Annotated in this window: 13 protein-coding genes; 5 read left to right on the forward strand and 8 right to left on the reverse strand. The window is 33.4% G+C overall.

The window, feature by feature from the left end; translation table 11 throughout:
• The first annotated feature begins 349 nt into the window (after positions 1–349).
• Entirely contained in the window at positions 350–901 is a 552-nt protein-coding gene (locus tag WBF61_RS05160; protein WP_424254532.1) for a hypothetical protein, read from the forward strand.
• Positions 902–1,057: 156 nt separating this feature from the next.
• Here the strand turns inward: WBF61_RS05160 and mgsA are convergent, their stop codons facing one another.
• Both mgsA and WBF61_RS05170 read right to left on the reverse strand, forming a co-directional pair.
• Positions 1,058–1,486: a methylglyoxal synthase gene (mgsA, locus tag WBF61_RS05165; protein WP_424254534.1), complete on the reverse strand. Its 429-nt coding sequence runs from the start codon at positions 1,484–1,486 to the stop codon at positions 1,058–1,060.
• A gap of 159 nt (positions 1,487–1,645) precedes the next feature.
• A complete protein-coding gene (locus WBF61_RS05170) occupies positions 1,646–3,763 on the reverse strand; it encodes a methyl-accepting chemotaxis protein (protein ID WP_424254536.1) in 2,118 nt (705 codons plus the stop codon).
• A 788-nt stretch (positions 3,764–4,551) separates the two neighbouring features.
• Here WBF61_RS05170 and proB point away from each other — a divergent pair.
• The 3 genes from proB to WBF61_RS05185 all read left to right on the forward strand — a co-directional run bounded on the left by proB (position 4,552) and on the right by WBF61_RS05185 (position 8,130).
• Complete coding sequence (proB, locus tag WBF61_RS05175; protein WP_424254554.1) at positions 4,552–5,379, forward strand: glutamate 5-kinase; 828 nt, start codon at positions 4,552–4,554, stop codon at positions 5,377–5,379.
• Between the two features lie 23 nt (positions 5,380–5,402).
• Positions 5,403–6,647 carry a glutamate-5-semialdehyde dehydrogenase gene (locus WBF61_RS05180; protein WP_424254538.1) on the forward strand — a complete coding sequence of 415 codons (1,245 nt, stop codon included), beginning with the start codon at positions 5,403–5,405 and terminating at the stop codon, positions 6,645–6,647.
• Positions 6,648–6,972: 325 nt separating this feature from the next.
• Positions 6,973–8,130, forward strand: coding sequence for an NAD(P)/FAD-dependent oxidoreductase (locus WBF61_RS05185; RefSeq protein ID WP_424254540.1), 1,158 nt, complete (start codon positions 6,973–6,975; stop codon positions 8,128–8,130).
• A 67-nt stretch (positions 8,131–8,197) separates the two neighbouring features.
• Here the strand turns inward: WBF61_RS05185 and asnB are convergent, their stop codons facing one another.
• Positions 8,198–10,090 carry an asparagine synthase (glutamine-hydrolyzing) gene (gene asnB / locus WBF61_RS05190; protein WP_424254541.1) on the reverse strand — a complete coding sequence of 631 codons (1,893 nt, stop codon included), beginning with the start codon at positions 10,088–10,090 and terminating at the stop codon, positions 8,198–8,200.
• 304 nt (positions 10,091–10,394) lie between these two features.
• Positions 10,395–11,240 (reverse strand): hypothetical protein, encoded by an 846-nt coding sequence (locus WBF61_RS05195; RefSeq protein WP_424254543.1) that lies wholly within the window; start codon positions 11,238–11,240, stop codon positions 10,395–10,397.
• 151 nt (positions 11,241–11,391) lie between these two features.
• On the opposite strand from WBF61_RS05195, the gene mscL reads away from it, so the two are divergent.
• Positions 11,392–11,811, forward strand: coding sequence for a large conductance mechanosensitive channel protein MscL (mscL, locus tag WBF61_RS05200; protein WP_424254545.1), 420 nt, complete (start codon positions 11,392–11,394; stop codon positions 11,809–11,811).
• Positions 11,812–11,950: 139 nt separating this feature from the next.
• Here mscL and WBF61_RS05205 read toward each other — a convergent pair whose 3' ends face one another.
• From WBF61_RS05205 to WBF61_RS05220, 4 genes are all read right to left on the reverse strand, one after another.
• Complete coding sequence (locus WBF61_RS05205; RefSeq protein ID WP_424254547.1) at positions 11,951–13,195, reverse strand: MFS transporter; 1,245 nt, start codon at positions 13,193–13,195, stop codon at positions 11,951–11,953.
• Positions 13,196–13,347: 152 nt separating this feature from the next.
• Positions 13,348–14,226 (reverse strand): 16S rRNA (cytidine(1402)-2'-O)-methyltransferase, encoded by an 879-nt coding sequence (rsmI, locus tag WBF61_RS05210; protein ID WP_424254549.1) that lies wholly within the window; start codon positions 14,224–14,226, stop codon positions 13,348–13,350.
• Position 14,227: 1 nt separating this feature from the next.
• On the reverse strand, positions 14,228–14,563 hold the full coding sequence (locus WBF61_RS05215; protein WP_424254550.1) for a GIY-YIG nuclease family protein: 336 nt from the start codon (positions 14,561–14,563) through the stop codon (positions 14,228–14,230).
• On the reverse strand, positions 14,547–15,302 hold the full coding sequence (locus WBF61_RS05220) for a tRNA1(Val) (adenine(37)-N6)-methyltransferase (RefSeq protein ID WP_424254552.1): 756 nt from the start codon (positions 15,300–15,302) through the stop codon (positions 14,547–14,549). The genes WBF61_RS05215 and WBF61_RS05220 overlap by 17 nt, the downstream gene beginning before the upstream one ends.
• Positions 15,303–15,479 lie beyond the last annotated feature (177 nt).

Below are 15,479 nucleotides of genomic sequence, written 5' to 3' on the forward strand. Positions count from 1 at the left end.
ATATTATTCATAAGAAGGCCTCTTTCATTTATGTATTTGCCGCTCAAGCATACATTTATGATAGAACGCCTTCTTTCTTTTTGCTAGTAAAAAATAATAGTATCTCGAGAACTATTTTACACATACCTCTCGTTATGTAATCAACTCAGAGAGTTTCATAGCAAGACTTTCCACCAAAATTGTCATCCTGATCATAAGTAAAGAAAAACCCTACAAAATAACGAATTCTTTTGACTAAGAACTTCTCATAATCGGTCGATTCAAGTACATTATTCCAGTTAGTGACATTGACTAATTGACAACCCTTTTAAAAAACTTTAAAGTAACTCCAGTAACAAAAAGACAGGGGATGTTTTCCATTTTAAATAAAAAAACGTACAAATTATTTTTTCTAATTATTTTTAGTATTTTAGTTATTCTTATAGGTATATCTGTTTACTTAACCTCAAACAACGGGAATAAGATTAAAGACACCGAATCTGTTAAAAATAACAAGGCTGTTGTTAATTTAACAAAAGATGATACTGCTTATCAATCAATTTATCCAGAGTATGAAATAGCTTACGTTTATATATTAAATACGTTCTCAAACCAATTAGATACTCTAGAAAATAATGATTCAATCAAAGAAAATTTTTATACAGTAACGACTGATTTCCAAGAATTGGTCCGTGACTTTATAAAAAAAGTTCCTGATTCACCTTCAGCTTTTCAAGAGAGCAGAGATTTTGCTCTCTCGAGTGCTCTAAAAACTCAAAAGGCGCTCAAAGAATACGAACAACTTGCAAAAGAAGGCAACTTAACTTTTTTAGAAGATAAGAAAAGTCTTTTAAATGATGCTGTTTCTGATTTTAAGAAAAGTCAGGAAAACTATTTAGATAGAATGGAACTGTTAAACTAATTTTATTCCCTCTGAAAAAAGGGGCTGGGACATAACTAATTAAAACTTAAAAAAGGCTTGAAATCAATTTTACAAAAAATTGATTTCAAGCCTTTTTATTAGTCTAATTTTAGTGGAGAATTATATTTATACTTTTGTCTCATCCTCTTTTTAAATCTAAAATTCTGTATTTAAGACCGTACGTCCAGCATGATGGTGAATTTTTCTCCAGTCTACTAAACCTTCACCTAAACCTCTTAATAAAATTTCACCCGTTCCCATATTAGTAGCTAAAGGAATTTCGTAGACGTCACTCAACCTTAACAGAGCACTAACATCTGGTTCATGTGGTTGAGCTGTTAACGGATCTCTTAAAAAAATTACCATATCTATTTTATCATCTGAAATGTAAGCTCCTATTTGTTGGTCTCCACCTAATGGACCAGACTTAAATCGATGAACATCTAGACCCGTTGCATCAATAATTCTTTTTCCTGTTGTTCCTGTGGCGTAAAGAGAATGTTCTTTTAAAATATCTTGATAAGATGAAATTAGTTTGACCATTTCATCTTTTTTCTTATCATGAGCAATCAATGCAATATTCAATCTTACTCCTCCTTTATTCAATCTATTCTATAATAATCATAACATGGAAATACCGATATCGCATTTTTAACTTAGAAAGTAAAAAAGGAAGTCTCAATCTAGTTATCTTAATAGATAGTTAAATTGAGATTTCCTATAAATAGATAGGTTAAAAGAACATTAGCTTTCTTCTACAATAAATTGTTTTACTATCTCATCAAGTTCATGCACGATTTTATTCATTTCAATAGTTGAATCTACCACATTCTCAATTTGATTTTGTTGTGAAAGAGAAGCCGCACTAACTTCTTGTGCGGAAGCAGCTGTTTCCTCTGATACTGCTGCAATATTTTGGATTGCATAAAGTGCTTGATCTTTATGAGCAATCATTTCCTCCAAATTAGCAGTCAATTTAATAATAGAACCATTCATTTGTTCGGTTAGTTTCCAATTATCTTTAAATGATTGTTCTGTGCTTGCAACGGATTGATTTTGGCTTTCCATTGACTCAACATTTTTATTTATTACAAGTACCGTCGTTTTTGTTTCGACCAATATCTCTCGAACAGTATTTTGAATAGCTTCTGTTTCATTACTTGATTGTTCAGCTAGTTTTCGGACTTCATTGGCTACCACTGCAAAACCTGCTCCTTGTTCACCTGCACGAGCGGCTTCAATACTAGCATTTAAAGCTAATAAATTCGTTTGTGCTGTAATAGCTTGGATTGAAACAATTACTTGATTAATCCCTGATATCTTTTGAGTAAGGATGTCGATTTGTTTTTGAACTTGTTCATTAACATCGTTTGCACTTATATTATGCTTACGTAATTTTTCAACTTCTTGTATTCCTTGTTCTGTTGATTCGACTGTTTTACGTGATAAGCCACTCATTTCTTTTGAAAGCTTAGCTAAGTTATTAATTTGACGAGCAAGATCGTCTACACTTCTGTTGGTTTCTTCAGCATCTTCTGCTTGCTTAGATGCACCTTGAGCAATCTCTTCCGTTGCAACGGATACATCTCTACTAGACGATACAATTTCTTCAAATACATTATTAACATGATTTGACGAATTATTTAGTCTTGTAGAAGCTTCTTTTACAGCAGAGATTGCACGGCTAGTTTGATCTAGCATATGATTATAAGAAGTTGTTACTCCACCAATTTCATCTTCTTTAATGTATTTTCCATTTACTACTTTAGTCAGATCTCCACTTGCTGCTACTTCCATGGATTTCTGCAATCGAGCTAAGGGTTTTATTTGTTTGAAAATAAGTAAAGCACTAGTTAAAGATAATAGTATTGCCATGATAATACCAGAAATAATTGAAAAATTTAATGTCATAGTAAATGGCTTTAAGATTTGGCTACGTGGTAAAACAGTTTGTATGCTCCATACTTCCGGTACTTTTTCCAAGTCTAATGGAACAATTGTGTTAAAAGCTTGTTCTCCGAAACTCTTGGACTCAACATAAATTGTATCTGTTTCTCCCTTATTTAATTTTTCTTTAGTCGATTCCCAATCAATCGAATTTCTCATATCCGTTCCTATCATTTCTTTTTTCAAACTATTAGCAATGAGTATCCCTTTATCTGAAATAATCGAAGCATAACCACCTGAAGGTTTGATTGTTTCTACTAATTCATTTAAATAATCCATTGAAAATGACGCTGCAACGATACCTAAAAAATCCCCAGATTCTGATATTAATGGAACAGATAACGTAGACACTAATGTTTTTATTCCGTTTATCTCTATTTCTTTAGGATCCAGTAACGTTACCTGTTTATTTTTTTTAGGTGCCTGGTACCACTCTGATTCTTCCTCTGAATCTAAATTTCCTGCTCTTTCAACCTCTATCTTGTTACTATCCATAAAAGTAACTGAAGAAAAACGACCTTTATCGTCTATCAAATTTAGATTAGTCTGATTCTGTGAATTGATTGCTTCTTCCTCAAGCACTACCGTTAGCCCAAATAGCTGAGTATTGTTCATAAAGTTCGCTTCTGTTGCCTTAAGTATTTCTTCAGAAGTTAATAGATCTTCGGCGTGAAGGCTCTCAAAAAGAACAGCCGTCGTTTCTAATAACACACTTGTTTTAATGAACTGTTCTTTTAGCTGACCCGTTACTTTTTGAGCTCGTATTACTGTGGCTTCTTCAGTATTTTTCACGGTTTGATGATAACTATAGAAGCTTGTTAGTGCAGTATAGATTATAAATAACCCTAAAAATAATCCAATGATTGCTGCTGATAGTTTCCAAACAATACTTTTCGTTTGTTTCATTTGTTTCATTTTTACATCCCCCTCAATCCTTTTATGCTATGGTTACATCGTTAATCTACTTTTTAATTAAAAGGGGTCTATTTTTTTGGTTTTTAATGAATAGGTTTTTTCTTATTCATAGTCAGATTATCGGCTATTTTAAATGGTCTGAGTTGTTACACAAAATAATTTTTCCTTGTTTTCTCAAAAGTGATTCCCTCTTATAATTAAATCTAAATCCTATTTTCTTAAATTTAGGTCATATAGCATCAAATTTAGAATCGGTAATAGTTTAATAAAATTAATCTCTTCTCACAGTATTTTCATCTTACTTCTTAACAAAAAAAGTATCCTTTATTCACAGTTTCTTCATACTTAATTAGTATAGTAAGGACATACCAATAACAACCAACTTTTTTATATTTTCATTTTACCTGGTACTCCTCCAAAGTATAGGTATTACTCCTTTTAGCCACTTGCTTTATAGCAAGTGGCTTTTTGTTTTTTTACTATCGTGTAAAAACTTAAAACTACTAAGACATAGTATAGTAGTTGTTACACTCAAGCGTTTCGTTTGAGTGATGACTAGATACGTATTCATTATGATTCTTAGTCAATGATCGTTTAAGATCTTTTATAGATTATTTGAAAAATGATTATCTTATACTTCTTAAAGATGATTCACTCTTCTATACTATTTTTATTTCAACAATCTATAAAATTTGGATGATAGTCTTTTTACTAGAAAACTGTTAAAATGGTAGGCAATTGAAGTTCATCTAGATTAAATTCTAAATGACTCTATTTTGAAAGAATGGATGGGTGTAATGAATAAAACAGCAAGGCAAAATTTAGCATCATGCAAACGCGTTATCATAAAAGTCGGTACTAGTACGATTATGTACCCTAATGGAACAGTCAACCTACAAAGACTAGACAAGTTATCTTTTGTTCTTAGTGATTTAAGAAATCAAGGAAAAGAAGTTATTCTAGTTTCTTCAGGAGCAGTCGGGGTAGGTCTTCACCGCTTAAAACTACAACAATCCCCTAGATCAATTCCAGAACAACAAGCTGTTGCTTCTGTTGGACAAAGTGAGTTAATGAGTTTATACAGTACTTTTTTCTTTAATTACGGACAGATTATTGGGCAAGTCTTAATGACTCGAGATATTGTTGTTTTCCCTGAAAGTCGTTTGAATGCAATTAATACTTTTGAGCAACTACTTAAACAAAAGGTTATTCCAATTGTTAATGAGAACGATACCGTCGCTGTCGACGAATTAGATCATGCTACTAAATTTGGTGATAACGATAAACTATCCGCTATCGTAGCAGAAATCACTCAAGCTGATCTATTGATTATGTTATCAGATATTGATGGGTTTTATGATCGAAATCCTAATGAAGATGAAAAAGCTAATTTATTTCATGAAATTAATCATATTACACCCGAATTATTCTCACTAGCAGGTGGCGTAGGGTCTAAATTTGGGACAGGTGGTATGATTTCAAAATTAAAGGCTGCTGAACATGTTTTAAAACATTCTAGTAAAATGGTGCTAGCAAATGGCGCAAATCCAACAGATATTTTTAAAATTATTGCTGGTGAAGAAATTGGTACGCTTTTTGTCCCTGAACACAACTAGCCATTAGAAAGGAAGACAAATTAATGAAAACATTAATTGAATTAGGCGAAGAAGCAAAAAAGGCAAGCCGTTATCTAGCGCTAGCTTCAACAAAAGAAAAAAATAAGGTCTTAAAAACGATGAGTTTGGCAATTATTGATCATGCTGACGAAATTTTATTAGCTAATCAAAAAGATTTAATAGCAGCTAAAGAAAATAACATTCCAGAGACACTTTTAGACCGACTAATTTTAAACGTCAATCGTCTTCAAGAAATGGCAGACGGCTTAGCTCAAATTGCTGATTTACCTGACCCTATAGGAATGGTTGAGGGTATGTGGAAGAATGAAGCCGGTCTAACTATCGGAAAACAAAGTGTTCCTCTCGGAGTAATCGGTATTATTTATGAATCTCGCCCCAATGTTACGACAGACGCTGGAGCTTTATGCTTTAAGTCAGGTAACGCTGTTATCTTAAGAGGTGGCAAAGAAGCGATTCACTCAAATACTGCCTTAATTAAAGTCCTTCAAGATACATTAGTATTTAGTGGTTTTCCTAAAGCTTGTCTTCAATTAGTTGAAGATACTTCTAGAGAAACCGCTCGTGAGATGATGCGCTTGAATCGTTATTTAGATGTCTTAATCCCTCGCGGTGGGGCACGCCTAATCCAAACTGTAATGGAAACGGCGACCGTTCCTGTTATTGAAACTGGGACAGGCAATTGTCATGTTTATATCGATAAAGATGCACAGTTAAAAATGGCAACGGATATCATTGTTAATGCAAAGTGTTCTCGCCCTTCTGTTTGTAATGCTGCGGAAACTTTATTAATTCATGAAGACGTGGCTGCCAAATTTTTACCTTTTATCGAAAAAGCTTTAGCTGAATACAACGTTGAACTCCGAGCAGATAAAAAAGCTTATCAATTTCTAAAAAAAGCCGTACCTGCAACATTAGAAGATTGGGAAACCGAATTTCTCGATTTTATCTTAGCTATCAAAGTTGTTTCTTCGTTAGAAGAGGCCATTACACACATCAACCAATATAGCACAGGACATTCAGAATCTATTGTCACAGATAATTATTTTTCAGGCCAACAATTTCATCGGGAAGTTGATTCTTCAACTGTTTATATTAACGCTTCAACGCGTTTTACAGACGGTTTTGAATTTGGCTTTGGGGCAGAGATTGGCATTAGTACTCAAAAGTTACATGCACGTGGACCAATGGGATTAGCTGAATTAACATCTTCTAAGTATATTGTCTTTGGAGAAGGACAAATTCGTTAGCCTTACCTAACTTTTAAGATAAATTTTATAAGTACATTAACATTACCTATTGGGAGAACTTAAAAGAACTCTTTCATAAATTTCGGGTTCTCCACAGATGGGTAACTGTTATGAGCAAAAATGATTATTCTAAATGCTAAACAGGTACTTTTATATTTTATTTTTTACATTTAAAACTAAGACTCAATTTGTCTTGGTTTTTTATTTTTTAGATTGGTGTAAACTAATCAACCTGATTGTATTACAGATCTGAAGAAAGAAACTAACGGTTACTTATTCGATTATGCTAAACTAAGACTAAATTAACAAAAAAAGGTGGCCTATTATGAATAACAAAGAATCCATAGCCGTCATGGGTGCTGGTATTGTAGGAGCAACAACGGCATTTTATCTTAGCGCCGCAGGTTATAATGTTTCCATTTATGATGAAAGCACAGGGCAAGCAACGTCAGCCGCTGCTGGTATTATCTGTCCTTGGTTATCACAACGCCGCAACAAGCAATGGTATCAATTAGTCGCTACTGGCGCAGCTTTTTATCCAACGTTAATGCACGATTTAAATGAAGACTTAACCAGCTCTTCTATTTATCGACAAGCTGGAACACTTATCTTTAAGAAATCTCCAGAGCTATTATCTAAACTTGAAAAGCTAGCTTTAAAAAGACGAGAACTTGCTCCTGAGATTGGTGAATTAACCGTTCTTTCACCTACTGAGATTAAAGCTAAATTACCTTTGTTAGAAACAAGCCAATCTGCTTTATTTGCATCAGGAGGTGCCCGTGTGGACGGTTCCTTGTTGACTAAAAAACTATTAAATATGGCTATTTCAAATGGAGCAAAATATTTTAACGAAAAGGCTGAATTAACTATCACTGATAAGGAATTTTATTCTCTTTCTACATCTAAACAAACAAAACAGTACTCTACAGTTATTTTAGCAGTAGGCGCATGGTTACCAGAAGTTTTAGAGCCTTTGGGATTTTCTGTTGATATTCGGCCACAAAAAGGCCAACTCGTTTATTTAGAAGTAGAGCAAGAAACACAAGATTGGCCAGTTGTTATGCCTAATGGGGAAATAGACATCATTCCTTTCCCAAACGGACGTATCGTCGTCGGCGCTACCCACGAAAACAATGAGGGTTATGATCTATCTGTTACTGAAGAAAAACTAGACCTTATGTTAAAAGACGCAGCTCATTTTGCTCCGGATTTGACTCAAGCAACGTTTAAAGAAGCTCGCGTCGGTACACGTGCCTTCACTTCCGACTTCTTACCCTTTTTTGGTGAAATTCCCGATTCACCAAATTTATATGTAGCTAGCGGTTTAGGCTCTTCCGGTTTGACCTCAGGGCCAATCATTGCTCGTATTCTGACACAACTTATTATGGGAGAAAAAACTGATCTCCCCATATCCGATTATCCTGTTGATCGCTACATTAAAAAAAATAATCTACTTAAGCCAATTAAAACTAGAAACAATTAAAAAACAAGTACACTGAAACCATTCGATTTCAGTGTACTTGTTTTCCTTTTTATTCCATTCGCTAACCTCATTGTCTTACCATATAACTTAAAGGTTTTATTAAAAATTCTTGTTTATCTTCAACATAGACACGATGCCAAACCATAAATGTTAACATAACCCATATTTTACGAGAATAATCTATTTTCCCTACTTTGTGTTTGTTCAATAAATCTACTACGTACTCTTTATTCAATAAGTGGTCCGTTTGAGAATCCTTAATGATTTCTAAAGCCCATTCATACATTTCATCCTTTAGCCAATGACGAATTGGAACTGGAAAACCAAGCTTTTTACGAAATAAAACATTATCTGGAACGATTCCTTCAACAGATTTTCTTAAAATATACTTTGTCGTTCCATTAGCAAGTCTCAAACTAGCTGGAATTTGCTGAGCAACTTTAAATACTTCTTTATCTAAGAAAGGTGTTCTTAATTCTAGTGCGTGAGCCATCGTTGTCCTATCTGCATTCAACAATAAATCACCACTCAACCACGTATTGATGTCTATCAACTGCATTCTATCAATAGGGCTATATCCAATTGTTTGTTGATAGAGTTCTTCTGTTACTGCTACATAAGGATAGTTCGCATCATAATTTGTTAATATTTTTTTCTTCTCAACTTCATCAAATATCTTAGCATTCCCAACATAGCGATTTTCTAAAGATGTGGTCCCTCTTAAAAGGAAACTTTTACCCTTTATTCCTTCAGGCATCAATCTAGCCAAATGATTAATCGCAAGATTTGTTAAACGTCCTGTATTAGCAAATAACCTTAAAGAGTGAGGTTCATTATAAATACCATACCCGCCGAAGATCTCATCCGCACCCTCACCAGACAAAGCAACTTTTACATGTTTACGAGCTAGCTTTGACAAAAAGAATTGAGGAACTGCCGCTGGGTCAGCTAAAGGATCATCCATATGCCAAATAAACTTCGGAAACTCATCCATAAATTCTTGCGCTGAAATAGTATGACTAAAATTTTCAACTTTCAATTCTTCTGCAGTTTCTTCAGCTAAGTTTATTTCATTGTATCCGTGTCTTTCAAAACCTACAGATAACGTTTTTAATTTCGGGTTGAATTCTCTAGCTATTGCTACAATAATAGAAGAATCAATCCCACCTGATAGAAAAGCACCAACTGTTACGTCAGAACGCATATGTTTTTCGATTGAATCGTATAAACTAGTTTTAATTTCGTTAACAAATGTTTTTTCAGTCTTCATTACCGGCTTAAAATCAGCTTGCCAATATCTGGTTATTCTACTATCTTCATTTAATTTTTTTGTTATATAATGCCCTGGAGGTAATTCTTTAATCGCTTTGTGTAAGGTGTTTGAACTAGGTACATACTGAAAGGTTAGATAATTTTGTAACGCCATTTGATCTAATTCTTTATTATCAATTACGTTTAAGATAGCTTTCTTTTCAGATGATATATATACTCCGTCATCTTCAATAGCATAATAAAAAGGTTTAATACCAAACTGGTCGCGTGCTCCAAAAAATAATTTTTCTTGTTTATCCCAGATTACAAAAGCGAACATCCCACGCAATTTAGATGTTATCTTTTCTTTATATTCTGCGTAAGCAGCTAATATAACCTCCGTGTCACTATTTGTTTCAAAGGTGTAACCTTTAATAACTAATTCATCTCTTAACTCTATGTAATTATATATTTCACCGTTAAAAATAATCCAGTATCGTTCTTCTTCATAAGATAAAGGTTGTTGTCCATTCTCAATATCAATAATACTCAAACGACGAAATCCTAATGATATAAACTCGTCAACATAATAACCTTCTTCATCTGGACCTCTATGTATAATTGATTGGTTCATCTTCTGAACAAGTTCTTTTTGATTTTTTACCACGTGTTCTTTTTCATTCGATATATATCCAACAAATCCACACATTTAATTTCTCTCATTTCCTCAGCTCTTAGATAAAAATCTTTTACTGTTAGTTTTATTTCCCTATACTAAGTCACGTTTAATTATCTACATAGTTTAATTTACAGTAAGTTGTATTTTATTTCAAGGTTTAATGACAATTTCAATACAATTATGTCTGATTTGTTTCAAATATATATTTTTAAAATCATTTGAATAGAAATTAATCCATGTTTAAAAACGGTCGTTACTATTTATTTCATAAAAAAAAGGATAAAAAATAGAATACTCTTTACTTTTAGAGTATTCTATTTTAAATTATAGTTAATTATTTTGTATAGATAATGTACTCACCAGTCAATGGATCCATCTTCATTAATGTTTCAGTTGAAAGATCATACTTAAACATACCAACCATGTTTGAAATCCCTACTCCATCAACTTCATGAGCATGACGAACTTCTACTTGATAGTTTGTTTCATCTTCTTTAGAAGCATAAAATTGATTATCTTTTGCGGAGATGCCTGTTAAAGAAACAATTCTATCTAACACCATATTGCGTTCTTCTTCAGCTGAGATAACTGGCTCTTTTTCTGAAGATACCGAACTACTACTAGCATTTTCTGATGATCCTTCTACTGATCCTGATGAAGAAGGTGTTGAATTTTCAGTTGTTTCTTTCTCAGCTGCTTCTTTTTCAATTAGCCAATTCTTAATCATTTCATCGCTTGCATTTTTTATGTCCTGACCAGTTGCTGCTTTAAATTCTGTGCCCGCTAATTCTGAAACTCTTTCTGTTTTATACTTTGAATTTTCAAGAAGCGTCGCTGTTTCATCCGATTTAACTTTTTCAGCTTGAGCAGCATTTATTTTGGTTTTTAGTTCTGTTGCCTGAGTTTTTAATTCAGGATAATCAGATAAGTCATTTTCTAATACTAGTTCGATGCTTCCAGCTGCTTCATCTAACTTTCCATTCTCGAATTGAGCTAAGCTAGCTTCATAATTTGAACGGTAACCATCTTCTGTTTGTTGTACTTGACTAGATGAATCTACTTCTACTGTTACATTAGAGCTGATTGAGGATTCCATTGAGTTATCGTTTGTCGTTCCGCAAGCACTTAATAATAGTAAACTTGTTGTTGCCATAAATAAAATTTTTAATTTTTTAGTCATATGTAACTTCCTCCTTTAAGAATTTCTTGTCTTTATTATACCTTAAATTTTATATCTTCATACTGGTTTATCAACTATTTGTGTAACTTATCTATTTCAACTATACTTAACTAAAATTATTAAACACTAAATACACAAAGGAGAGTTTTCTATGAAAAGTTTTATAAATGAATTTAAAGAATTTGCTTTTAGAGGAAATGTACTTGATTTAGCTGTAGGTGTTGTCATTGGTGCTGCTTTCACAACAATTGTTTCTTCTTTAGTTGAAGATATCATTATGCCACTAGTAGGTATATTCACTGGCGGTAATGACATTTCGGCATTATCTATTAAGATAGGTACTGCCAAATTAGCATATGGTTCCTTTTTACAAGCTATTATTAATTTTTTAATTATTGCTCTTGTTGTATTTATGTTTATAAAAATTATTAATACTGCTGCTAATAAATTTAAGCGTGAAGAAGGAGTAGAGACAACAGAAGTTGAAATTCCAGCTGCCGAACGCTATTTAAAAGATATTCGTGATTTATTGGCTAAAGAAACTCATTCTACTAATTTACCAGTAGACTAAGAGACTAGGAAAAAAAACTAAACATATAATTTTACACTAAAATCAGACTAATAAAAAGGCTTGAAATCAATGTTTTATAAAACATTGATTCCAAGCCTTTTTTAATTTTTAACTAGTTATATCCCAGCCTCATAATCTATTATTCTACTTGATAATCAGGATTTTGGTAATTTTCTTTCTTTAAACCTTTGATACTCATCATAATTGCAAAGCTGAACAAATACAAAGCCGCTAAAAACAACATCACTGCTAATAAATTATATCGGTCTAAAATAACTCCAATGGCTACAGAAGAAAATCCACCTACTGCGCGACCAACGTTTAAAATTACATTATTAGCCGTTGAACGAATGTGAGTTGGATAAAGTCTTCCTACTATCGCTCCATAACCTGCGAACATACCGTTAGCGAAAAACCCAACAATTGCACCACCTAACAGTAAGGTCCATTCATTCGTTGCTGTTACAAAAAGAAATACTGAAGCTGCCGAAGCTAACAAAAATAGACCATAAGCTGTTCTAGCACCCAATTTATCTAATAATCTGCCAAATAAGAGCATTCCTATACTCATACCAATGATAGTAGAAATCATCCAAAGTGAGGATCCAGATACAGATAAACCTAAACTTTTTTGTAAAATAGATGGCAACCAGTTCATTAATCCAAAATAACCTGCAATTTGAACAGTCGCCATTAACATCAATGAAATAGTCAATCTTGTTAATTTTGGTGTTTTAAATAATTCTTTTATAGAGATAGCCGGTCCATTTTTTTCTAATTTCGTTTGTTTCCACTCATCAGTTTCATCTAAATGTTTGCGAACTAATACAGCCATTACAACTGGAAATAATCCGAACAAGAAAAGAGTATTCCAGCCTAGAGTTGGAATAATTAATGCTGCCAAAATAGCCGCTAAAATCGAGCCCATTTGACCTGAAATAGTGACAATAGAAGTCATAGCTCCCATTTTTTTCCTAGAAAACACTTCAGCAACTAATGCCATGCCAATTCCGTATTCGCCACCAGCTCCTATACCTGCTAAAAATCGGAAGAGATAAATTGAATAGATATTCGTTGCAAAATACATTGCTGCAGTAGCGAACGCGAAGATGTACACCGTATAACTAAACATCTTAATTCGTCCGTGTTTGTCTGCTAACACACCAAATAAAACGCCTCCTAGTAACATCCCTAGATTTGTTATCGTAGAGATCAGTCCTGCTGCCGCGCTGCTTAGCTGCAATTGAGCAGTAATAGAAGATAACGAAAAGGAAAGAAACATAATATCCATATTCTCTAATCCGTATCCTACTGCTGATGAAGCTAAAACTTTCTTTTGGTAGCCTGACATACCTTCGTTAATAGTTGCCGTTTGTTGTTTCATATTTTATTTTCCTCCTAAAACGAATGATCTCTGTCATTCATTATTTTATAGTATTGTTAATAGTATACGAGCAATTCTATCTTTGAGCAACTAGTATTTAAAGCACTAGCAAAAAAGAAACATCCAGACTAAGTGTCCTGATGTTTCTTTTTTTAGATACTGTGAAAAATAGCATAGATTTCTTGTTTTTTACTCTCTCTAACTTTAGCAACTTGTTTGATTGCTTCTTTACTCGTCATTTCTTTTTCTTCCATTAAAAGATTTACGTGTTCAATCACTGATAAATTTTCCCACGATGTATCGGGCTTTGCTATTAAAGAACTTTCGCTATTCCCTTCAACAATCAGACAAAATTCTCCTCTGATTTCTGAGTTTGCGGCCCATTCTACCATCTCTTCTACCGTTCCACGAATAAATTCTTCATACCGTTTAGTTAACTCGCGACAACAGACTAATTTTCGTTCTGGTCCAAAAACAGTTAACATATTTCTTAGTACTTCTTTTAATCTATGTGGCGATTCATATAAAATAATGGTTTCTGGTCTACAATTTAATTCTTCTAACTCATTTAGTTGCTCTTTTTTCTTACGTGGTAAAAACCCATAAAAATAAAAAGGTTGTGGTGCAATCCCTGATGCAACCAAAGCTGTTAAGCCTGCACTTGCCCCTGGTAAAGGAACTACTGGAATATTAGCGTCTATACAAGCAAGCACTAATTCGTGTCCTGGATCACTAATAGACGGCATACCTGCATCACTAACTTGAGCAACGGTATCTCCCATCAATAATTTTTCTATTAACTGATTTATTCGTTCTTTTGTATTATGCTCATGAAAACTTAGTTGAGGTGTTTTAATTTCAAAATGATTTAGTAACTTTTGTGTATTTCTTGTATCTTCTGAAGCAATTAAATCTACCTCTTTCAATAATCTAATTCCACGAATCGTCATATCTTCTAAATTACCTATAGGAGTTGGAATAAGATAGAGGATTCCTGTATTTCCTTTTTCAAAACTCTTTTGACTTTTCAATTCATTTTGCCTCCTTTACGTCTAGTAATGTATCCTTTATTATACACTTTAGACTTAAATCTACCGGGAACTGAATTCCTTCTTTTTCTAGAAATTCTTCTTTCTTTCTACGCGTTTTCTTTTTAAAGGCGTATTCAGCTTTCGTCGCTTCGCTACGTGTGTTAAAGGCTTCTGCATAAATCATTTTAACCGGCCGGCGTATTGCGGGCTTTGTATATTTCGCCCCTCCTCCGGTATTGTGTTCTTTTTCTCTTCGAACCAAATCAGTTGTATATCCTCCATAAAAACTCTCATCTTTGCAAAATAAAACATAAAAATAACTAGACTTTAGTTCCATACAGCATCTCTTTCACTTCTGGCAAATATTCATTATCTTCATTATAGACAATTAAAGGTGGCAAAATACGAAAACCATTCGCCTTTCCATCTTTAATCGCTTCAATCAATAATGTATTGGCTTCTTTATTTTCTTTGGGATAAACGAATCTTATTTTTTTAGGCGCTAATCTATGTCTTTTCATAGCATCTATTATTTCTAATAGACGATCTGGTCGGTGAACAAAGTAAGCTTTTCCATTCATTTTTAGTAAATCACTCGTTACCTTCATTAAATCATCTAGACTCATATGCAATTCATGTCTAGCAATAGCTAAATGTGAATTAGGATTTTTTATACTCGTTCCTTCATTAGCAAAATAAGGTGGATTACATGTAACGACATCTACAGAGTCTTTCTTTACCCACTTTAGCGCATCCTTTATATTTCCTTCTACGATAGACAATTGATTCTCTAGATGATTCATCTGAATACTACGCTCTGCCATATTAGCTAAACGAGGCTGAAGCTCAATACCCATAATAGAACTTTCAGTTTTTTTACTTAATAATAATCCTACAACACCATTTCCTGCACATAAATCGATAATTTTTGCTCTGTCATGTTTGGGTACTTGGGCAAAATCCCCTAACAATACAGCATCCAAAGAAAACGAAAAAACAGATGGACTTTGAATGATCTTTAATTCGTGACGGATGAGTTGATCTATTCGTTCATCTTTTTGTAACCACTCTTCCATGCATGACACTCCTTTATTGATGTTAATCGTTTTTCATTATAACATAAAATGAGGCTGGGACATAACTAGCTACTAATAAGAAAAAAGATTCCATTTATCAGCAAACTGATGAATGGAATCTTTTTTTGTGTCAATTTGATAGAACTCCCCGACGGGGAGGATAATCTACTGGCATAT

Source organism: Carnobacterium sp. (assembly GCF_049673005.1).
In the GTDB taxonomy this organism is placed as follows: Bacteria; Bacillota; Bacilli; order Lactobacillales; family Carnobacteriaceae; genus Carnobacterium_A.

Excerpts from the sequence above, each read along its gene's own strand:
- WBF61_RS05180 (WP_424254538.1), top strand. The coding sequence starts at position 5,403 with ATGAAAACATTAATTGAATTAGGCGAAGAAGCAAAAAAGGCAAGCCGT.
- proB (WP_424254554.1), top strand. The coding sequence starts at position 4,552 with ATGGGTGTAATGAATAAAACAGCAAGGCAAAATTTAGCATCATGCAAA.
- WBF61_RS05215 (WP_424254550.1), bottom strand. The coding sequence starts at position 14,563 with ATGGAACTAAAGTCTAGTTATTTTTATGTTTTATTTTGCAAAGATGAG.
- WBF61_RS05185 (WP_424254540.1), top strand. The coding sequence starts at position 6,973 with ATGAATAACAAAGAATCCATAGCCGTCATGGGTGCTGGTATTGTAGGA.
- WBF61_RS05170 (WP_424254536.1), bottom strand. The coding sequence starts at position 3,763 with ATGAAACAAATGAAACAAACGAAAAGTATTGTTTGGAAACTATCAGCA.
- WBF61_RS05195 (WP_424254543.1), bottom strand. The coding sequence starts at position 11,240 with ATGACTAAAAAATTAAAAATTTTATTTATGGCAACAACAAGTTTACTA.
- mscL (WP_424254545.1), top strand. The coding sequence starts at position 11,392 with ATGAAAAGTTTTATAAATGAATTTAAAGAATTTGCTTTTAGAGGAAAT.
- asnB (WP_424254541.1), bottom strand. The coding sequence starts at position 10,090 with ATGTGTGGATTTGTTGGATATATATCGAATGAAAAAGAACACGTGGTA.
- WBF61_RS05160 (WP_424254532.1), top strand. The coding sequence starts at position 350 with ATGTTTTCCATTTTAAATAAAAAAACGTACAAATTATTTTTTCTAATT.
- WBF61_RS05205 (WP_424254547.1), bottom strand. The coding sequence starts at position 13,195 with ATGAAACAACAAACGGCAACTATTAACGAAGGTATGTCAGGCTACCAA.
- WBF61_RS05220 (WP_424254552.1), bottom strand. The coding sequence starts at position 15,302 with ATGGAAGAGTGGTTACAAAAAGATGAACGAATAGATCAACTCATCCGT.